This is a genomic window from Lentzea sp. NPDC055074 (assembly GCF_053608005.1).
Map to the genome: position 1 here is coordinate 1 of NZ_JBSGUQ010000032.1, position 18,482 is coordinate 18,482.

Annotated in this window: 21 protein-coding genes; 11 read left to right on the plus strand and 10 right to left on the minus strand. The window is 70.7% G+C overall.

The window, feature by feature from the left end; all coding sequences use genetic code 11:
- Positions 1-456 precede the first annotated feature (456 nt).
- From ACWF7A_RS42220 to ACWF7A_RS42240, 5 genes are all read right to left on the minus strand, one after another.
- The gene (locus tag ACWF7A_RS42220; protein ID WP_452256083.1) at positions 457-918 is read right to left on the minus strand and encodes a DUF6319 family protein; all 462 of its coding nucleotides are present in this window, start codon (positions 916-918) and stop codon (positions 457-459) included.
- Between the two features lie 93 nt (positions 919-1,011).
- Entirely contained in the window at positions 1,012-1,233 is a 222-nt protein-coding gene (locus ACWF7A_RS42225; protein WP_452256084.1) for a hypothetical protein, read from the minus strand.
- Positions 1,230-2,393: a S8 family peptidase gene (locus ACWF7A_RS42230; protein WP_452256085.1), complete on the minus strand. Its 1,164-nt coding sequence runs from the start codon at positions 2,391-2,393 to the stop codon at positions 1,230-1,232. The genes ACWF7A_RS42225 and ACWF7A_RS42230 overlap by 4 nt, the downstream gene beginning before the upstream one ends.
- Positions 2,394-2,456: 63 nt before the next feature.
- A complete protein-coding gene (locus ACWF7A_RS42235; RefSeq protein ID WP_452256086.1) occupies positions 2,457-3,608 on the minus strand; it encodes a cation:proton antiporter in 1,152 nt (383 codons plus the stop codon).
- Between the two features lie 26 nt (positions 3,609-3,634).
- Positions 3,635-4,108 (minus strand): cation:proton antiporter regulatory subunit, encoded by a 474-nt coding sequence (locus ACWF7A_RS42240; RefSeq protein WP_452256087.1) that lies wholly within the window; start codon positions 4,106-4,108, stop codon positions 3,635-3,637.
- 18 nt (positions 4,109-4,126) lie between these two features.
- On the opposite strand from ACWF7A_RS42240, the gene ACWF7A_RS42245 reads away from it, so the two are divergent.
- From ACWF7A_RS42245 to aroH, 4 genes are all read left to right on the plus strand, one after another.
- Positions 4,127-4,573: a hypothetical protein gene (locus tag ACWF7A_RS42245; RefSeq protein WP_452256088.1), complete on the plus strand. Its 447-nt coding sequence runs from the start codon at positions 4,127-4,129 to the stop codon at positions 4,571-4,573.
- On the plus strand, positions 4,540-5,217 hold the full coding sequence (locus ACWF7A_RS42250) for a DUF1015 family protein (RefSeq protein ID WP_452256089.1): 678 nt from the start codon (positions 4,540-4,542) through the stop codon (positions 5,215-5,217). Before ACWF7A_RS42245 ends, ACWF7A_RS42250 begins: the two co-directional genes overlap by 34 nt.
- 309 nt (positions 5,218-5,526) lie before the next feature.
- Positions 5,527-5,793, plus strand: a complete 267-nt coding sequence (locus tag ACWF7A_RS42255) for an STAS domain-containing protein (protein WP_452256090.1) — start codon at positions 5,527-5,529, stop codon at positions 5,791-5,793.
- Positions 5,794-5,826: 33 nt separating this feature from the next.
- Entirely contained in the window at positions 5,827-6,189 is a 363-nt protein-coding gene (gene aroH / locus ACWF7A_RS42260) for a chorismate mutase (RefSeq protein WP_452256091.1), read from the plus strand.
- On the opposite strand, the gene ACWF7A_RS42265 is transcribed toward aroH, so the two are convergent.
- Entirely contained in the window at positions 6,179-7,099 is a 921-nt protein-coding gene (locus ACWF7A_RS42265; RefSeq protein ID WP_452256092.1) for a homocysteine S-methyltransferase family protein, read from the minus strand. The genes aroH and ACWF7A_RS42265 overlap by 11 nt on opposite strands.
- An 87-nt stretch (positions 7,100-7,186) precedes the next feature.
- Between ACWF7A_RS42265 and ACWF7A_RS42270 the strand changes: the two genes are divergently transcribed.
- Positions 7,187-8,320 (plus strand): hypothetical protein, encoded by a 1,134-nt coding sequence (locus tag ACWF7A_RS42270; RefSeq protein WP_452256093.1) that lies wholly within the window; start codon positions 7,187-7,189, stop codon positions 8,318-8,320.
- A 1-nt stretch (position 8,321) separates the two neighbouring features.
- On the opposite strand, the gene ACWF7A_RS42275 is transcribed toward ACWF7A_RS42270, so the two are convergent.
- The 4 genes from ACWF7A_RS42275 to ACWF7A_RS42290 all read right to left on the minus strand — a co-directional run bounded on the left by ACWF7A_RS42275 (position 8,322) and on the right by ACWF7A_RS42290 (position 12,144).
- Positions 8,322-8,762: a pyridoxamine 5'-phosphate oxidase family protein gene (locus tag ACWF7A_RS42275; RefSeq protein WP_452256094.1), complete on the minus strand. Its 441-nt coding sequence runs from the start codon at positions 8,760-8,762 to the stop codon at positions 8,322-8,324.
- Positions 8,763-8,856: 94 nt separating this feature from the next.
- Positions 8,857-11,244 carry an ATP-binding protein gene (locus ACWF7A_RS42280; RefSeq protein ID WP_452256095.1) on the minus strand — a complete coding sequence of 796 codons (2,388 nt, stop codon included), beginning with the start codon at positions 11,242-11,244 and terminating at the stop codon, positions 8,857-8,859.
- Positions 11,241-11,855: a DUF6879 family protein gene (locus ACWF7A_RS42285; protein ID WP_452256096.1), complete on the minus strand. Its 615-nt coding sequence runs from the start codon at positions 11,853-11,855 to the stop codon at positions 11,241-11,243. Before ACWF7A_RS42285 ends, ACWF7A_RS42280 begins: the two co-directional genes overlap by 4 nt.
- Entirely contained in the window at positions 11,848-12,144 is a 297-nt protein-coding gene (locus ACWF7A_RS42290; RefSeq protein ID WP_452256097.1) for a hypothetical protein, read from the minus strand. The genes ACWF7A_RS42285 and ACWF7A_RS42290 overlap by 8 nt, the downstream gene beginning before the upstream one ends.
- Before the next feature lie 185 nt (positions 12,145-12,329).
- On the opposite strand from ACWF7A_RS42290, the gene ACWF7A_RS42295 reads away from it, so the two are divergent.
- The 6 genes from ACWF7A_RS42295 (at position 12,330) to der (ending at position 18,425) form a co-directional block, all read left to right on the plus strand.
- On the plus strand, positions 12,330-13,028 hold the full coding sequence (locus ACWF7A_RS42295) for an NUDIX hydrolase (protein WP_452256098.1): 699 nt from the start codon (positions 12,330-12,332) through the stop codon (positions 13,026-13,028).
- A gap of 117 nt (positions 13,029-13,145) precedes the next feature.
- Entirely contained in the window at positions 13,146-14,231 is a 1,086-nt protein-coding gene (locus ACWF7A_RS42300) for a 5'-methylthioadenosine/S-adenosylhomocysteine nucleosidase family protein (RefSeq protein WP_452256099.1), read from the plus strand.
- Positions 14,228-15,559 (plus strand): hypothetical protein, encoded by a 1,332-nt coding sequence (locus ACWF7A_RS42305; RefSeq protein ID WP_452256100.1) that lies wholly within the window; start codon positions 14,228-14,230, stop codon positions 15,557-15,559. The genes ACWF7A_RS42300 and ACWF7A_RS42305 overlap by 4 nt, the downstream gene beginning before the upstream one ends.
- Positions 15,560-15,688: 129 nt before the next feature.
- A complete protein-coding gene (gene cmk, locus ACWF7A_RS42310) occupies positions 15,689-16,375 on the plus strand; it encodes a (d)CMP kinase (protein ID WP_452256137.1) in 687 nt (228 codons plus the stop codon).
- Entirely contained in the window at positions 16,372-17,007 is a 636-nt protein-coding gene (locus ACWF7A_RS42315; protein ID WP_452256101.1) for a lysophospholipid acyltransferase family protein, read from the plus strand. Before cmk ends, ACWF7A_RS42315 begins: the two co-directional genes overlap by 4 nt.
- Positions 17,004-18,425, plus strand: a complete 1,422-nt coding sequence (der, locus tag ACWF7A_RS42320) for a ribosome biogenesis GTPase Der (protein WP_452256102.1) — start codon at positions 17,004-17,006, stop codon at positions 18,423-18,425. Before ACWF7A_RS42315 ends, der begins: the two co-directional genes overlap by 4 nt.
- Positions 18,426-18,482: the final 57 nt, after the last annotated feature.

Below are 18,482 nucleotides of genomic sequence, written 5' to 3' on the forward strand. Positions count from 1 at the left end.
GGTGTCAAACCGCCGAAAAGCGTGGCGGTTTGACACCCCTTCTCTGATGCAGCAAGAGCTGTGGCGCGACTCGTGATGGGACCCCACCGCCCCTCGGGCTTGCTCAAGACGGCTCGCCTTCGGCTTCGCGTGCGGGAGGACGGCTCGCCTTCGGCATCGCGCGGTGAGATGGCTACCGGACCCGCTCCGCCTTGCCCGCTCCGCCTTGCCCGCTCCGCCTTGCCCGCCTCGCTTTGCCGCCCGCCCTGCTTTTGCCGCTTTGCTTGGCCTCGCCCCCGCTCACCCGCCCTGCCTCGCTCACTCCGGCCAGCACCTCCGACCCGCCTCGGCCAGCCCCCTCGGCCAGCCTCGTCGGTCAGTCCTGCCCGCCGCACCTGCGCGCGCCTTCCCTGCCCCACCCCGCACATGCGAAAGGGCGGCCCGCGCGAAGCGGACCGCCCTTCCTGCGAGCAAGCCTTACTCGGAGAGCTCCGCCAGCTGGGCCTTCACCTTGGCCAGCTCGGCCTCCAGCTCCTCCATGCGGGTGCGGTGCTGGTCGCGCGCCGCCTCGAGCACCGACTCGATGCCCGTGGCGATGTCCTCGTGCAGCTCCTTGGCCGCCTTGGCGACGGCGATGGCCGGGATGACCAGGCCCGACACCACGCGCTGCGTGCCGTGGACCAGGTCTGCCTGCCACTCGCCCTCGGCGGTGCCGGTGACGGTGAGCGTGAGCTCGACGGTGCGAGTCTTCTTCGCCGTGCTCTTCGGGCGGCCGGCCTTCGGCTTCTCAGCCTTGGGGGCCTCGGCCTTGGGCGCCTCCGCCTTCGGCGCCTCGGCGGGCGCGGGCGCCTCGACGGGCTTCGGGGCCTCGGCCTCGGGGGCCGCCGTCTCCACGACGGTCTCCTCGACTGCCTGCACCTCGGTGAGCGTGTCCGACACGATCAGGTTTCCTCTCTGCGCAACGACGTGACCCCGCGCACAGCATAGAACACGTGTTCGATCAGCCGTTGATGGGGTCAGCGCAAAGCCTAGTCAGTACGGCGGGAGCTGCACGCGCCACTGCCGTTCGACGTCGATGACGCCGGGCACGGCCTGCAGGGCCGGGATGGCCCTGACCTGGGCGGTGCCGGTGACCACGCCCAGGGCCTCCAGGACCGTGTCGACCACCAGGCCCGCCTCCCGCAGGTCGTCGAGGACCTGCGGGAGGCTGCCGTCCGCCACGGAGACCATCACCTGGTCCACCGAAGCGGTCATGGCGCCTGGACGAGCCCGGTGCCGATGTCGGTGGACGGCAGGGGCAGGCGCAGCGCCGTGCCGGCCAGACGCGCCCACAGCTCGTAGCCCCGTGCGCCGGTCTTCTCCGCGATCAGCACCGCCACGCCCGCCACGTGCGGCGTCGCCATCGACGTGCCGCGCAGGCGGGAGTACTTCTGCGGGAGCTTGAACGACGAGTAGACGTCCACGCCCGGTGCGCACACGTCGACCTGGCCGATCTTGTCCGCCGAGCCCGAGGAGAACGACGCGATCGCCCGGTTCACGTCGATCGCCGCCACCGCGATGATGCTGGGGCAGCGGGCCGGGTGGCCCACCGGCGCGACGCGGGCCGGGCGCGAGGACGCGTTGCCCGCCGCGGCGATGATCAGCGTGCCCTTGGCCATCGCGCGCTGGGCGACGGTCTCGTAGATCTGCGAGTACGGCGTGCCCGCGGGAACGTCGGCGCCCAGGGACATCGAGATGATCGCGCAGCCGTTGGCGACGGCCCAGTCGATGCCCGCGAGGATGCCGCCGTCGGAGCCGGAGCCCGCGTTCGACAGGACCTTGCCCGCGAAGATCTCGGCCTCGTGCGCCACGCCGTAACCGGGCAGGGTCGCGGGCTTGCGCGGGCCCGCGGACGTGCCGATGCAGTGCGTGCCGTGGCCGTGGCCGTCCTGCACGTCCTCGCCGGTGATGAACGACTTCGTGGTGATCGCGCGGCCGGCGAAGTCCGGGTGGTTCTTCTCCCAGCCCGTGTCCAGGACCGCGATCTTGACGCCCTTGCCGGTGGCCGTGCTGACGTCCGCGCCGACCGCCTGCAGCCCCCAGGTCAGCACGGACTCGTCCACGGCCTGCACGTCGGCCTCCGCGGCCGGTGCGGCGTCGTCCTGGAACACGTGCACGACGCGTTCCGGCTCGACGATCTGCACGGCGCCGGGACCCTCCACGGCACCGTGCAGCTCGCCCAGCAGGTTCGGGTCCCCGGACACCACGGCGACGCCGAGCTCAGGGAACACCTGCAGCGTGTCCGAGCCGATCTCACCGGTGTTCGGGTTGAACCCGGCGATCGCGCCGAGCTCGGCCAGGCCCTCTTCGACGGCGTCCTCCTGCAACAGCACCAGGAATCGGCCTGTGGTCTCCACTTCCGCGGGTTCGGTCATGACGCTTCGCCCCTACTCTCCGTCTAGCCCTCACTAGAGAGTCGTCACATCGGGGCAGTTGTTTCAGGCCATTTGCCGTCTGCGCTGAAAGAATTCACCGATTGGCTCAACGTACTTCGCCGCGATGGGCCCGAGGATCGCCATCAGCAGCACGTACGCGGTGGCCAGCGCCGCCAGGTCGTTGTGCACCTGGCCGGAGGCCACGGCCAGCCCGGCGATGACGATGGAGAACTCGCCGCGCGCCACGAGTGCCACGCCCGCACGCATGCGGCCCATCTTGCCGATGCCCTGACGTTTCGCCGCCCACCAGCCCGTGAAGACCTTCGTCGCGGTCGTGACGGCGGCCAGCGCCACCGCGATGCCGAGCACGGGCGGGATCGAGCGCGGGTCGGTGTTCAGCCCGAACACGACGAAGAACATCGCCGCGAAGAGGTCCCGCAGCGGTTCGAGCAGACGGGTCGCGTTCTCGGCCGTCGACCCGGAGATCGCGATGCCGAGCAGGAACGCGCCGACCGCCGCCGAGACCTGCAGCTGCGAGGCGATGCCCGCGACGAGCAGTGCCGAACCGAGCAGCTTGAGCAGGAACACCTCGTGGTCGGGACTGTCCACAATGGCCGAGATGAACCGGCCGTACTTCAACGCCACCACCAGGACCACGGTGATCGCGAGCAACGAGATGCCGACCGACGTCAGTCCGCCGAGGAAGCTCACCCCGGCCAGCACGGCCGTCAGCACCGGCAGGTAGACGGCCATCGCCAGGTCCTCGAACACGAGCACCGACAGCACGACGGGCGTCTCGCGGTTACCGAGCCGCCCGAGGTCGCCGAGCACCTTCGCGACGATGCCCGACGACGAGATGTACGTGACGCCCGCCATCGCGAGCGCGCCGACCGTGCCCCAGCCGAGCAGGTAGGCCGCGATCGCGCCCGGCGCCGCGTTGAGCACCAGGTCGAGCACGCCCGCCATCCACGACTTCTTCAGCCCGGTGGTGAGCTCGGACGCCGAGTACTCCAGGCCGAGCAGCAGGAGCAGCAGCACGACGCCGATCTCGCTGGCGAGGTGCGTGAACTCCTCGATGCCGTGCAACGGGACCAAACCACCGTCGCCGAACGCGAGCCCGCCGATCAGGTACAGCGGGATGGGGGAGATTCCGGCGCGTCTGGCAACACGACCCAGCAGGCCGAGGCCGAAGAAGACCGCACCGAGCTGGATCATGGCAATCGTTGTCTCATGCACTGTCTTTATCCGCCGTGGAGGATCTCAGCGGCGGCGTCGAGGCCTTCCGCGGTGCCGACGACGACCGCGAGGTCACCGTTCTCGAAGATGAAGTCGGGGCCGGGCGACGGGTGAGCGTTGCCGGCGCGCACGACTGCCACGATGGACGCACCGGTCCGCGTGCGCAGGGCCGTCTCGCCGAGGGTGCGGTTCGCGAACGCCGTCACCGGGAGCTGCCGGGTCGTGATGCCCGCGATGTCACGGGTCTCCTCGCGCAGGTGGGCGACGAGCTGCGGCGCGCCGAGCAGGCCCGCGAGCGTGCTCGCCTCTTCCGGCGAGAGGGGTATCGAGGCGGCGCAGGAGTCGGGATCCGATGCTTTGGACAGGATCAGCTCGAACCGTCCGTCCCGGTACGTGATCACGCCTACTCGACGTCCGGCGCGGATGGTGAAGTCCTGGCGCGTCCCGATGCCCGGCAGGGGCGTGATCTCTACGTTCACACAGATGATGATACGTGGATGTCACTTCGCGTACGCCCCGTGCGTCGCGGCTGGGTGGTACGTGAACGCGTGCCCGGCCCGGACGTCGACGAGTTCGCCGAACCCGGCCAGGTGATCGGGGCGCTCGCGAGAGCCCCGCACGGCACGCTGCTCGCCGTCCAGCACCCCCACCGCACGCCTGCCGCACTGGCCGCGGGCACCGGCCTGCTCGACGCGCTGCCGCACGCCAAGTCCGAGCTCGCGGCGCTGATCCGCCGGGCGTACACGGAGGTCACGGACGTCGTCGCGCCGTACCGGGTGGACGGTCCGGACGGGACGGCGTGCGGGCTGCTGTGCCTCGTCGACCCGGACGGCATCGAGCACACCGAGGACGTCTACCCGGACGTCGTCGCCGAACGCGGGCAGGTGCTGGCATCGCGACGAGCGCGGCCATGCTCGTGCCGATCACCCCGCACGACGGGCTGACGGACCTGGTGCTCGGCATGACCGGGGAGCCCGCGGTGTCCCTCGTGGACTCGGGCGGGCGGCGGCACTGGGTGTGGCTGGTCGGGCCGGGGCCGGAGCAGGACGCGTTCGTCGCGGCGGCGGGCGCGCACCCGTTGCTCGTGGCGGACGGCAACCACCGGGTCGCGGCGGCGCGGGAGGCGGGGCTCGCCGGGTTGCTGGCGCTCGTCACGTCCGGGCCGGGACTGCGGGTCGGGCCGATCCACCGGGCGATCGTCGGCAGCGGGCTGACCGCGGCCGATCTCGTGGAGGCGTGGGAACGAGCGGGGCTGGCGGTGTCGTCGTTGCCGTACGTCGTCGATCCGGAACCGGGCGTGGTCGTGGTGCGGTGCCCGGACGAGGTGCTGCGCGTCGAACTGCCCGCCGGGAAAGGGATCGACCACGCGGTGGTGGAGTCGGTGCTGCTGGACCAGGCGCTCGGGCTCGATCCGGAAAGCCCGTGCGTGCGGGCGGTCGTGGACCCGTCGGTGGAGGCCGAGGCGGTGTTGCTGATCGCACCGGTGCCGCTGCGGGAAGTGCTGGCGGGCACCAAGATGCCGCGCAAGAGCACCTATTTCACCCCGAAGCCGCGCAGCGGGCTCCTGCTGGCCGACCTGTCACCGTAGGGCCCTGCCCGGCGGGTTCGTTCGGCCCTGGCCGACCGTCGGACGCGCGGTGAGAATCATGGGGTCTCAGCGGGTCCGCGCACCGCCAGGTCCTCGTCCTGGACTTCGCCCAGGACGAGGACCGGAGGAGCCGTTTCAGAGTCCACCGGCACTGGCGGTCACCGGTCCGCTGACATCTCATGGTGAGGGGACCAGGTTCGCGGCGGCGGCACGAACCTCCGGTGCGCGACCTGCTGCATCACGACCCTCGAGGCACTCACGATGGAACCCCGGTCAGGCCTGTTGGAGGTACGTCGCCAAGGCGCGGTGGTGACGCTCACCGGCGAGGTCGACCTGAACACCAGCGACCTGTTGCGCGCGGCGCTCGAGCTCGCCCGCGCGTCCGGTGACGGGGACGTGGTGGTCGACTTCGCCGGCCTGACGTTCATCGGGTCGAGCGGCCTGCACGTGCTGATCGAGGCGGCGTCGGCGCTGGGGGAACGGCGCCTGGTGCTGCTCGGCGGAGGCTGGGGCGCCTACGTCGTGAACCTGCTGGGGCTGAGCGCGAGGTTCCCCAACATCGTCGTCGGCCACTGAAGTCCACTGAGGACCGCTGCTAGGGTCGATCACATGGCGGTGCGAGCGATCAGGGGAGCCACGCAGATCGACGCGGACTCGCGGGACCTGCTGCTGGAGGCCACGGCCGAGCTGGTGCGGGAGGTGTTGTCGTGCAACGCGTTGACGTCCGACGACCTCATCAGCGTGGTGCTCACCGCGACACCCGACCTCGTCTCCGAGTTCCCCGCCTACGCCGCGCGCCAGGCGGGGCTCTCGGACGTGCCGCTGCTGTCCGCGACCGAGATCGCGGTGCCGGGGGCGATGCCGCGCGTCATCCGGTTGCTGGCGCACGTCGAGACTGATCTACCGCGGTCGTCGGTGAAGCACGTCTACCTGCGCGGGGCGGCGGCGTTGCGGACCGACCTCAACCACTGAACGCGCGGCTGATCGCGTCGACGTGCCGGTGGTCGGTGCCGCAGCACCCGCCGAGCACCGTGAGCTGCGGGAAACTCGCTTTGAGCCGCCGGTAGTCGTCCGCGAGCTCCTCGGGATCGCCCCGGTCCAGGACCTCGGCCTCGTCGAGCTCGGCGTGGCTGAGCTTGGACGCGTTGGCCCGCAGCCCCCGCAGCCGCGGCGCCCAGGCGGCGCCGGGGTCGAGCGCCGGCGCGATGTGGGTCGGATGCGCGCAGTTGACCATGTAGTAGGCCGGATAGCCGTCCGTGTCGCGTTCGACGGCCTCGATCGCGTCGCCCAGCGAGTCCCCGCCCGGCAACCGGCCGTCCGTCTCGACGGTGAACGAGATGACGACGGGCACGTTCGCCGCTTTCGCGGCGTCGACGATCCCGGTCGCCTCGGGGATGTTCGTCAGCGTCATGGCGGTGACCAGGTCCGCGGGGGTGCCGGAGAGCATCCGGACCTGCGCCGAGTGGTAGTCCCCGGCCTCCGCCCGAGTCATGATCGACTCGGGCCGGTAGGCGTCGCCGCGAGGCCCGACGCAGCCGCTGATGACGACCGGTATCGCGAACCGCTGCCGCACGTCGAGGAGCAGGTCGACGGCCTTGCGGTTGGCCGCTGCCAGGCGCTGCGGGTCGTACCCCTGCCGCGTGGCCCAGTCCGGGTTGGCGCGCCAGGTGGCGGTCTCGAGGACGATGCCCGCGCCGTCCCGTTCGGCGATACCCGCGTAGCGCTCGTAGTACCGGGTGAGCGCCGCGTGGCCGTCGGCGTCGTCGAGCAGCGGGAACGCCGCGAAGTCGGGCAGGTCGATGCCGTCGTCGAAGATCAGGGTGGTCTCGGCGCCGCCGTCGGTGAGGAAGAGCGGGGCTTCGAGCTGGGGCAGCTGCGTCATCGGGGTGCCTCCAGGCCGGAGGGCCCAGTGTGCGGCCGGAATGCCGGTTCCGCCCGGTAAAATGAGCTGGTCACTGGGGGTGATCGCGTGTTCCAGCCTTATCTGGCCGAGTACCGCTACTACGCGTTGTTCGAAGACGGGCACGGCATGTCCGACGTCGGCAACGCCGAGGGCCTGTACCGCAGTCTCGGCGCCCGCGACGAGCAGAAATACGAAGGCCACGGCGTGTGGGCGTCGAGCGACGGTCTGTCGAGAGCCGGTGACCGGGACTCCTACGACGACTACCGCGAGGTGAGCGCAGTCGAGCTGGAGAGGCTCAGGCGGCTGGCCGACGACCGGGAGCCCCTGCGGGAGACGCGCCGGGAGGGGTTCGAAGGCGGCGGCTTCGCGGTGTTCCGGGACGAGGCCGACATGGTCGACCTGCGCTCCGCGTACGCCGTGGTCGACGAGGTGCTGCCGGAACACCGTTTCGCGGTGTCGCTCGCGCCTTTCGAGCGGGACAGGCTGGCGGCGATCATCGTGCTCCTCGCGGCCCGGCGGCGCGCCGAACCGGTGAACGAACACCACTACTTCGCCAAGTTCGACGCGCTGAACGACTTCGTCGAGCTCGACCGGGCGCACTCCCTGATCCGCTGTCCCGCCGAGGGCGACGGGAGGTGGGAGGTCCTCCTGAACGAGGACGAGTGGGTGCCGGGGGAGGAGCCGTGGAACGAGCACGTCCTGCCGGTCGGCCGCGAGGAGGCCCACCACCTCGCCCGGCTCAGGTCGAACGCCGGGACCAGGTACTTCGAGGTCCAGCTCGGCGACAGGACGCGGCGGCAGGTCGTCCGTCGCACCGGGACGACCGACGAGGCCGTGGACGACCTCGGCTGGCGGCCTGCCGACGTGCTCGGGCGGCTGGAGCCGGACTGGCTGGTCGAGGAGCTGGGCGAGCGCGGTTTCCGCAGCGTGCGCTACGTCCGAGTGCTCTCGGCGAGGTCGGACAGGTTCCGCGGCCAGGCCCACAGTTACCAGGCGGTCTTCCGCCGAAGGGAGGACGTCTACGACCTCACCAAGGTCCACTTCCTGGCCCGGAGGCTGTCGAACCCGTACGAGCTCGAGTACGAGCGCCTGACACCGGAAGGCTGGAAGTTCTGGAGCGGTTCGTTCGACGGGGAGACGCTGCCGATCTCCGAGGAGGAGTTCCACCGGCTGGCGGAACTCCTCTCCGGACGAGGGTGACTCAGGCGCTGAAGTCCTTGCCGGGCAGCCACCCGTTGGGGATGTCCGTGACGCGCCACGTCGGCACCGTGACCTTGACCGTGCGGATCGGCGTGGCGAGGAACGGCGCGACCTCGGGCACCTTGGCCACGAGGTGCTGGCGCACGGCCTCGTCCTCGGCACCCTCGACCACCACGGCCGTGCCGCGGGCCTGCAGGAACGGCTCCATCGGCGACCCGGTGGACACGACCAGCGCCACCTCGGGGTTCTCCTTGATCGCCTTGAGCGTCCGGCCGCGCTCCTCCAGCACGAGCACGAGCGTGTGCGGCCCGTCCTCGGCGAAGTAGACGCCGCTCACCCACGAGCCGTCCGAACCCGCCGTGGCGAGGAACATGGACTTGTGCTCGGCGAGCGTGCGGCGCAGCAGCTCCTCGACGGCGCTGTGCTGTTCGATGGTGGTCACTGGAGCCCTTTCGAGTAATCGGGTCATGCGCACACCAGATCGGCGCGCGCCGAGCGCGCCTTGTGCCGATTCCACCGATCGATACCGCGGACGGTCACCCGGCTCGCAGCAGGGCGGCGAGGTGCTGGGCGCGAGGATCCTCGAACTCCGTGAGCGCGGTCAGGGCCTCCAGTCCCACCGCGACGGCCTGGTCCTGGCGTTCGGACTCCCGCAACGACAGCGCGAGGTTCGTGAGCGCGCGGGCGAGTGACCAGCGGTCGGCCGTCTCCCGGAACGCGGTGACGGCGGTGCGGTGGAACTTCTCCGCCTCCTCGGGCCGGCCGAGTTCCCGGTACGCCTCCCCGGCCCCGTCCAGTGCCTGCGCCTCCCGGTTGCGGTCACTGAGCTGCCGCTGCACGATCGCCGATCTCTGGTACGAGAGCAGCGAGCCCGCCACGTCGCCCTTGGCACGCTGGATCCGTCCCAGTTCGACCAGCCAGAACGCCTCCCACGCGACGTGGTGGTCCTCCTCGGCGATCGTGAGCGCCTTGTCGATCGACACCGTCGCCGCGTCGAGGTCGCCGTTCTCCCGTTGCGCCATGGCGAGGTAGAACAGCGCGTTGCCCTCGTACGCCCGGTCGCCGATGTCCTGGTAGATGACGACAGAGCGGCTCAGCGTCTCGACCGCGGCCGGGATCTGCATGAGGTCGAACTGGGCGGCGCCGAGGTTCGTCGTCGCCAGTGCCTGCCAGCGGCGGTCCCCGAGCTCGCCCGCGATGGCCGCGCACCGCAGGAAGAGCTCGACCGCGCCGGTGAGTCCGCGCCGCCGCCAAGCGAGCAGACCGAGTGCGTTGACGGAGACCATCTCGCCGTAGCGGTCGCCGATCCTGGTCCGGATCTCGAGCGCCCTCGTGTGACACTCCTCGGCCTGCTCGAGGCGTTGCGACTGCAGGTAGGCCTTGCCGAGGCTGTCGAGCACCTCGCCCTGGCCCGCCAGGTCTCCCGCCCGTTCCGCCGCCGCCAGGCCCGCCAGACCGGTCTCGACCCAGTCCTCGAACGGGTTCTGGCTGACGTAGATGCTGCGCAGCACCACCGGGAGCTGCCACGCGATGTCGTCGCGTCCCACCGACACGGCGGTGCGGACCGCGGCGACGAGGTTCGCACGTTCGGCCTCGTACCAGGCGAACGCGGCGGCCCTGTCCTCGAACCGCGCCGGGGTCACCTCCGGCGGCACCGGCGCCAGTTCGATCCGCCGGTCCAGCGGCGCGATGACGGCCGTGGCGCCCGCCAGGGTGTGGAGGTACCAGGCGAGACCGCGGTCGACGGCCTGGTGCCGCGCGGCCGCCTCCTCGTGGTGGAACGCCTGCTGCGCCGCGTAGACCCGCAGCAGGTCGTGGAACTGGAACCGGCCCGGCGCGTGCTGTTCGAGGACGTGCGCGCCGATCAGCACGTCGAGCTGCTTCTTGGCGGCCGGCACGCTGATGCCCGCGACCGCGGCCGCCGCCGCGACGGAGAACTCCGGTCCCGGGTGCAGGCCGAGCAGGCAGAACAGGCGCGCGGCCGGGGTGGGCAGGGCGCGGTAGGACCAGGCGAAGACGGTCCGCACGGCGTCCGACTCGTCGTCCTGGTCGGCGGTGAGCGCGTCCCACAGCGCCGACTCGTCGCGCAGGTCGCCGATCAGTTCGTTGAGCATCATCAACGGCCTGCTGGACGCGCGTTCGGCGGCGATGCGCAACGCCAGCGGCAGCCGTGCGCACAGCCGGGCCAGCTCGACCAGGTCGTCGGCCTCGTCGTTCTCCCGGTAGCCCGCCGTGACGGTGCTCAGCAGCCTGACCGCCTCGTCCTCGGTGAGCATGTCGAGCACCAGCCGCCGGGCGCCGTCCCGCGCGACCAGGCCGGAGAAGCGGTTCCGGCTCGTGACGAGCACCAGGCACGTCGGGGTGCCCGGCAGCAGCGGCCGCACCTGGGCGGTGTTCGCGGCGTTGTCGAGGATGACGAGCACCCGCCGGTCGGCCAGCAGCGAGCGGTACATCGCGGCCCGGTCCTCCAGCGCCACCGGGACGGCCGCGGCCGGGACGCCCAGGGCGCGCAGGAACTGGTGCAGAGCCTGCTCCGCCGTGACCGGCGTGCCGGGGTCGTAGCCGCGCAGGTTCACGTACAGCTGGCCGTCGGGGAAGCGGTGCCGGACGCTGTGCGCCCAGTGCAGCGCGAGCGAGGTCTTGCCGACGCCGGCCGTGCCGGTGATCAGGTAGACGCCGACAGGTGACTCGTGTCCGTCGGCGTCCAGGACCTCGTTGAGCCTCGCGAGTTCGTGCAGGCGGTTGACGAAACCGCTCGTCCCGCCCGGCAGCTGGCTCGGCCTCGGGCGTTCCGGGCCGCGCTGGCCGTGGAAGTGGATGCCACCCTGGACGTCGCGCGCCTGCACGACGTCGAACGCGGAGCCGGACACGTCCGAGCTGACGCGCAGCTCGTCGTGGCCTTGGGGCTCCTCCGGGCGCGTCACGTGTTCCTGAGCGGCGGCCGCAGGGTGGCCACCTCGCGCTCGAAGTACGTGCCGATGGGCTCGCCCTGGCCGTACAGGAACCGGACGAACTCGCGGCACTGCCCGACGATCTCGCGCCCCGTGTGGAGGATCGCGCCCTCCAGCAGGCCGCGCTCGTCGTACAGGATCTCGTACATCACGTCGTCCCCGAGCGTGATCAGCTCCGGCAGGAGCCTGTTCGTCTCGAACCTCTGGACCTGGTCCGCGGGCAGCACGCGCGTGTGGCCGCCGAGCTCGTCGCGGAGGCGCAGCAGGTGCAGTTCCCACTGCAGGTACTCGGTGAGCGGGCGCTCGACCACGCGGACGCGCCACGTCGTGAAGCCCGAGGCCGCGATCCTGTCGTAGTGGGCTCGCAGGGCTGATCTGCGTTCGTCGAGCAAGGCGATGGATCTCCGCCAATCACCTGCGTCGAATGCGACCCAGCTCTCGTCCGACGGCTCTTCGAAGTGCTGCAGCCGTTCGAGCTTCCAGAATCCCGTGGGGCCGATTCGCCAGAAGCGTTCGTCGAAATGGTTGAAGTACTCGTCACCCAGAAGTCGCACGCCCCGGTCGTTGTCGATCAGGTCATGCATCGGGGATGTCCGCCTTTGCCGCGATCACCATTCCCCTGGGCAGCACGACGAGTCGTTCGTCGGAGCCGATGCTCACGCCTTCGGGTAGGCGTGCGGCGTAGTCGGGCGTCAGATCCCGGCCGATCACGGCGACATCGCCGTTGTCGAGCTCCCAGATGTCGGGGCAGCACGACTCGCCACCGCTGGCCGTCTCGTTTCCGTCGCCGCCGCTTCCCGGCGCCTGGGGTGGAATTCCGAGGCGACGGGAAAAATTGGCGGAAGAATTAGGCTGCCATATTTTGGAAACCACTGGAATTGTTCCTTTCTGTCCAAACGGAAAGGAAAACTTAGCGTAGCACCAGTGGGAGCTTTCGTTCGGGTGTGTATGTACACTTTTGGGTGAAAGTCCACGAGTTGGCAAACGGTGACATTGATATGTCCGTCAACGGCTGCGGTCCGAGGTTGAGTCACCCTGACATAAAGTAGGCTGCGGCAGTGGCAAGCCGACCTCCGCTCCTCGTGAACCTCACCGCGGATCTCGTGATCTTCACGATCCGCGACGCCCGCCTGCACGTGCTCCTCGTCGAACGGGGCAACGAGCCGTACCGCGGGCTGCCCGCGCTGCCGGGAGGGTTCCTGCGCGAGGGGGAGTCGATCGAGCAGACGGCGCGGCGCGAACTGGCCGAGGAGACCGGGCTCGGCGACGACCTCCACCTGGAACTGGTCGGCGTCTACTCCGCGCCCGGCCGCGACCCGCGCCCGGTTCGGGTGATCACGACGGCGTTCCTGGCGATCGCCCCGGACCTGCCGTGGCCGACCGCGGGCTCGGACGCGAGCGCCGCGCACTGGACGCCCGTCGACGAGGCCGTCGCCGCGTCGCTGGCGTTCGACCACGGCGAGATCCTGCGGGACGCGCTGGAGCAGGCGAGGACCTCGTTGCAGCACAGCACCATCGCGGTCGAGTTCTGCGCGCCGGAGTTCACGATCGGCGAGCTGCGCGACGTCTACGAGGCCGTGTGGGGGCATCCGGTCGACCGCGCGAACTTCCACCGCAAGGTGACGCAGGCGGAGGGCTTCGTCGAGAAGACGGGAGAGAAGCGGCCGTCCGGCGCGGGACGGCCGTCGGTCCTCTACCGGGCGGGTGACGCGACGGTGCTGGAGCCGCCGATGACGCGCCCGGTGTCCACTCGCTGACCACTTTTCTTCAACATGACAATTGGCTCAGTTCAAGGGAATAATCGCCTCAAAACTTGATGTCATCCTGACTTTAAGTTACCGTCTGGCGCATCCACCACCGGACGGAGCGAGTCCATGATCGTCGTCCTCACCGCGCTGGACCTGGAATACGACGCCGTGCGCGCCCATCTCTCCGACCTGAAGCCCCACCTGACCCCGGCCGGCACGCTGTTCGAGGTCGGCGCCGTCACCGGGAACAGGTCCTGCGAGGTGGCGATCGGCTTGGTGGGCAAGGGGAACAACTCCGCGGCCACGCTCACCGAGCGCGCGATCGTGGAGTTCGGCCCGGCCGCCGTGTTCTTCGTCGGCATCGCCGGAGCCCTGCGCGACTGGCTGCGCATCGGCGACGTCGTCGTCGCCACCAAGGTCTACGGCTACCACGGCGGCCGCGTGAACGACGCGGGCTTCAACGCCAGGCCGAAGGCGTGGGAGGCACCGCACCACATCGAGCAGCTCGCCAGGCACACCAGGAGGAAGGGCGACTGGTGGCCGTCGGAGAACGGCGAGCGCCCCGAGGTGCACTTCGAACCGGTCGCCGCCGGCGAGGTCGTGCTCGACAAGCGGGACTCGGACCTGGGCGAGATGCTGCGCGCCCACTTCAACGACGCCGTCGCCATCGAGATGGAGAGCGCGGGCGTCGCCGGCGCCGGCCACCTCAACAACGCGACGCCGACGTTCACCGTCCGGGGCATCAGCGACGCGGCGAACGGCGACAAGGACCGCACCAAGCGCGACGGCTCCCAGGTCCGCGCCGCCACGAGCGCCGCCGCGTTCGCCATCGCCCTCGTCGCCGACCTCGACGACCAGGGGGACCGCAGGGTCGCGGCCGCGCCGATGAGGCACGTGACCAGCGTCAAGAACGTCGCGTCGGGCAACCACAGGTTCGTGCTGCAGACCGGCGTCGTGCACGGCGGCGTCCACGTCAACCAGGACATGCCGGCCGGCCGCCCCGACGAGGTCGCCGACCTGCGCACGGCACTGCTGGCCGCGCGTCGTGCGGGACGGCTCGACGGCGAGCTGTTCCCGCTCGTGATGCGGGAGTTCGACGGGTTCGCCGCGCGGCCGGGGGAGGTGGCGCGGCTGCACGCGCTGGCCGATCTCGTTGCGGGACAGGCTGATCTGCGCAGGCGGGTCGACCGTCTGATCCGGGAGCGCGAGTGACGACCGCCGGGGACGCGACGTCGAACTTCAGGTTCAGGGCGTCCGGTGAGCACGTCGTCCAGGCGGGAGCGTTCTACGGCGACGTCTACTTCTCCCAGTCGAGCGACCAGCGCGTCGTCGTGACGGTGGTGCACCACGAGAAGGAGGTCTTGTTCACCGAGCTGGTCCGGGTCCTGACCGTCGTGATCGAGAACCGTGGTAACGAGGAACACTTCCTGTCCCTCAAGGTCGTCGGCCTGAGTGACGCGATTCTCGGCACGGCAACGGTTCTGCTGCAGCCGGGGAGAGAGACGCGCACGACGGTGACGTTGCGACGGGAGAAGGACGCGCCCGAGGCGAACCGCTGCCGCCTGCAGATCCAGGCTTTCGACGTCGAGGACTCGAGCGGCCGCTGGGCCAGCGAGATCATGTTCGTCGTGATCCCTCCTCAGCCGAAGCTGAGGGTGCGCGCGGAAAGCCTGCTGGTGGGCCAGGACGGCGAGTACGAGGCCGCGCTGTGGCTGGTGAACGAGGGGAACGTCAGGCTGACCGGCACGATCACCGTGCTGTCCGCGGAAGAGGCGGAGACGCGCGTGCGGTCGGTTGTCTCCCCGCGCCTCGTCGACGTGCCGGAGCGGTTCGTGGTGGGCGCGGGTGAGGCGGAACGGGTGGTCGCCACCGTGAAGGTGGCGGGCAGGACGGCCTTGAGCAGACGGACCCACGTGCTGTTCCGCGCCGAGCCCGACGACGCCTCCGCCGAGGCCGACACCGGCCGGCTCGAGATCAGGCAGCGCGGCAGGCTGCACGAGCTGACCGCGCTGTTCGACGTCCTCGCCGCGTTCCGCGCCGGAACCCGGACGATGAAGCGGGGCAAGGTCATGGACCTCGCGGCCGCCTCGCTCCTGGTCGGCCTTCTCGTCGGAGCCCTGCTGCGGGGCGCGCCGGAGGCCGCGACCACCCCGACGCAGGCCGCGATGCCGTCACCGAGCGGCTCCAGCGCCGCGCCCGCGTCCACCGAACGCGGGCAACCACCCCCGATGCCCTGCGTGCCCGGCACCGTGGTCGTGAGCCTCGAAGCGGTGTTCGGGCCGGAAGGACGCGACCACGTCGACGATCTCGTCGCCTACCAGGCCGCGTACGTGGCCCGGGTCGCTCCCGCGATCAGCGCCGCGCACACCGTCCACTACACCGACTGGGCCCTGTCCTGCCCGAACTTCCGGGGCGTCGACCACCCCGAAGGCGTCTACTACGTCTGGCTCGGCCCCATGACCGCGGAACAGTCCGCCGGCATCTGCGCGGCGCTGAAGAAGCGGGACGAGGACTGCCGGCCGATCCCGATCCGCGGTTGATCGCGGCGCCCGGACCCGCGGTGGAGGGTGATCGCCCGTCCCGGTGCCGGTGTGAGCGTTCGCACCAGGCACAATGTGGCCGTGGGTGTCTCGGAGGGAGCTGCTGTGGGCCAGGGTCAGTTGCGCGGTGTGGTCGCTCTCGACGGACCGGCCGGCACCGGCAAGTCCACCGTGGCCAAGCGCCTCGCGATGGCGCTGGACGCGCGTTACCTCGACACCGGCTCGATGTACCGGGCGATCGCGCTCGCCGTGCTGCGCGCGGGCGTCGACCCGTCCGACGAGGACAAGGTCGTGGCCGTCGCGGAGAACGCGGTGCTGGTCGTCGGCACCGACCCCCAGCGGCCGGGCATCACGCTCGACGGCGACGACGTGTCGTCCGACATCCGCGGTCCCGAGGTGTCGCTGGCGGTCTCGCCCGTCTCCGCGACCCGGCACGTGCGGGAACTGCTCGTGGCCCAGCAGCGCGCGATCATCGCGGACGCCGTCGACCACGTGGGCGGGATCGTCGTCGAAGGCCGTGACATCGGCACCGTCGTCTCGCCCGACGCCCCGTTGAAGGTCTACCTGACGGCGTCGGCGGAGGCCCGGGCCGCACGCAGGACCAAGCAGGACAGCGCCGCCGGACGTGAGTCCACTGTGGACGCCGCGCTGGCCGACGTGCAGCGGCGCGACAAGTACGACTCCTCGCGCGCGGTGTCGCCGATGAAGGCCGCCGAGGACGCGGTGGTGCTCGACAACACCGACCTCGACCTCGCGGGCACCATCGCGGCGTTGCTGGACCTCGTGGAGCGCGGCGGGCTGCGGGTGACCGGGTGAGCGTTCCCGCGGGGACGGTGCCCTGGCTGTTCGACCTCGGACGCTGGATCGGGCGGGTTCCCTACGCCTGGCAGTTCCGGATTCGGGTGCACGGACGCGACCGCGTACCCTTGAGCGGCGGCGTGGTCGTCGTCGCCAACCACAGCTCCATGGCCGACGGGCCGATTCTGTTCGGGGTGCTGCCCCGGCGCGTGACGTTCCTGATCAAGCAGGAGATGTTCAAGGGCGTCGTCGGCTACCTCCTGGCCAAGATCGGGCAGATCCCCGTCAAGCGGGGAGAGGCCGACCGCACTGCGCTGACCAGCGCGTTGTCCGTTCTCAAAGCCGGTGGCGTGATCGGGATCTTCCCCGAGGGCACGCGCGGTGAGGGCGACGTGGCGAGCGCGCAGAACGGTGCCGCGTGGCTGGCCAAGACGTCCGGCGCGATGGTGCTGCCGATCGCCTGCCGCGGGACTTACCAGGCCAAGGGCTGGAGGCCCGAGGTCGACGTGCTGATCGGTGAGCCGTTCCACCTCCCGGACGGGAAGGGGCGAGCCGCCCTGGGCGTTGCCACCGAGCAGGTGCGCGATCGCCTGGCGACACTGGTCGCCGAACTCGACGGACAACGCATGAGTGATGAGGGAAGACGATGACGGACCTGGACGGCACCTGGGAGGACGAGGCCGACTGGTCAGCCTTCGACGACCTCGAGGGCGGTGACGGCGAGGAGTCAGCGCCGCCGCAGCCCGTGCTCGCGGTGGTCGGACGGCCGAACGTCGGCAAGTCCACGCTGGTCAACCGCATCATCGGCCGCCGAGAGGCCGTGGTGCAGGACGTGCCCGGCGTGACGCGTGACCGAGTGGCGTACGACGCGCTGTGGAACGGCCGCAAGTTCACCGTGGTCGACACGGGCGGCTGGGAGCCGGACGCGGTCGGGCTGCAGGCCTCCGTGGCCGCGCAGGCCGAGCTCGCGATGGCGACCGCCGACGTGATCCTGCTGGTCGTGGACGGCTCGATCGGCGCGACGTCGACCGAGGAGGCCGTCGCGAAGGTCCTGCGCCGGTCGAAGAAGCCCGTGATCCTGTGCGCGTCTAAGGTGGACGACGACAGGCTGATGGCCGACATCGCGTCGCTGTGGTCGCTGGGCCTCGGCGAGCCGTACCCGGTGTCCGGCCTGCACGGCCGCGGCTCCGGCGACCTGCTCGACGTGATCCTCGACCGCCTGCCCGAGACCCCGCGCGACGACTTCGGAGCCCGCGGTGGCGGTCCCCGTCGCGTGGCGCTCGTCGGCAAGCCGAACGTGGGCAAGTCGTCGCTGCTGAACCGCCTCACGGGCGAGGACCGCTCGGTCGTCGACTCGGTCGCGGGCACCACCGTCGACCCGGTCGACTCGCTGGTCGAGCTCGACGGCGAGATCTGGCGCTTCGTGGACACCGCCGGCCTGCGCAAGCGGGTCAAGTTCTCCGGCGGCGCCGAGTACTACGCGTCGCTGCGCACCAAGTCCGCGATCGAGACCGCCGAGGTCGCGGTCGTGCTGCTGGACGCGCACGAGCCGTTGGCGGAGCAGGACCTGCGCGTGCTGACGATGGTCGTCGAGTCGGGCCGCGCGTGCGTGCTGGCGTTCAACAAGTGGGACCTCGTCGACGAGGACCGCCGCAACGAGATGGTCCGAGAGCTCGAACGCGGCCTCGTGCGCGTGCCGTGGGCGGACAAGGTCAACATCTCGGCCCTGACCGGCCGCGCCGTGCACAAGCTCGCGCCGGCCCTGCGCACCGCGTTGAACTCGTGGGACACCCGAGTCCCGACCGGCCGCCTGAACCAGTGGCTGACCGAGCTGATCGCCGCGACCCCGCCGCCCGTGCGCGGCGGCAAGCAGCCGAAGGTCCTGTTCGCGACGCAGGCCTCGACCCGCCCGCCGACGTTCGTGCTGTTCACGACGGGCTTCCTCGAGGCGTCGTACCGCCGGTTCATCGAACGCCGCCTGCGCGAGGAGTTCGGCTTCGAGGGCAGCCCGGTCCGCATCTCCGTGCGCGTGCGCGAGAAGAAGAAGGCCGGCGCGTCCAAGAAGTAGTCCTTCGGCGTTCTTCGCAGTTCTTCGGGTGACGACCCGACCGGCTGGTTGCCCTTT

Excerpts from the sequence above, each read along its gene's own strand:
- ACWF7A_RS42225 (WP_452256084.1), bottom strand. The coding sequence starts at position 1,233 with ATGACCGCTTCGGTGGACCAGGTGATGGTCTCCGTGGCGGACGGCAGC.
- ACWF7A_RS42230 (WP_452256085.1), bottom strand. The coding sequence starts at position 2,393 with ATGACCGAACCCGCGGAAGTGGAGACCACAGGCCGATTCCTGGTGCTG.
- ACWF7A_RS42235 (WP_452256086.1), bottom strand. The coding sequence starts at position 3,608 with ATGATCCAGCTCGGTGCGGTCTTCTTCGGCCTCGGCCTGCTGGGTCGT.
- ACWF7A_RS42245 (WP_452256088.1), top strand. The coding sequence starts at position 4,127 with ATGTCACTTCGCGTACGCCCCGTGCGTCGCGGCTGGGTGGTACGTGAA.
- ACWF7A_RS42250 (WP_452256089.1), top strand. The coding sequence starts at position 4,540 with ATGCTCGTGCCGATCACCCCGCACGACGGGCTGACGGACCTGGTGCTC.
- aroH (WP_452256091.1), top strand. The coding sequence starts at position 5,827 with ATGGCGGTGCGAGCGATCAGGGGAGCCACGCAGATCGACGCGGACTCG.
- ACWF7A_RS42265 (WP_452256092.1), bottom strand. The coding sequence starts at position 7,099 with ATGACGCAGCTGCCCCAGCTCGAAGCCCCGCTCTTCCTCACCGACGGC.
- ACWF7A_RS42285 (WP_452256096.1), bottom strand. The coding sequence starts at position 11,855 with ATGCATGACCTGATCGACAACGACCGGGGCGTGCGACTTCTGGGTGAC.
- ACWF7A_RS42300 (WP_452256099.1), top strand. The coding sequence starts at position 13,146 with ATGATCGTCGTCCTCACCGCGCTGGACCTGGAATACGACGCCGTGCGC.
- der (WP_452256102.1), top strand. The coding sequence starts at position 17,004 with ATGACGGACCTGGACGGCACCTGGGAGGACGAGGCCGACTGGTCAGCC.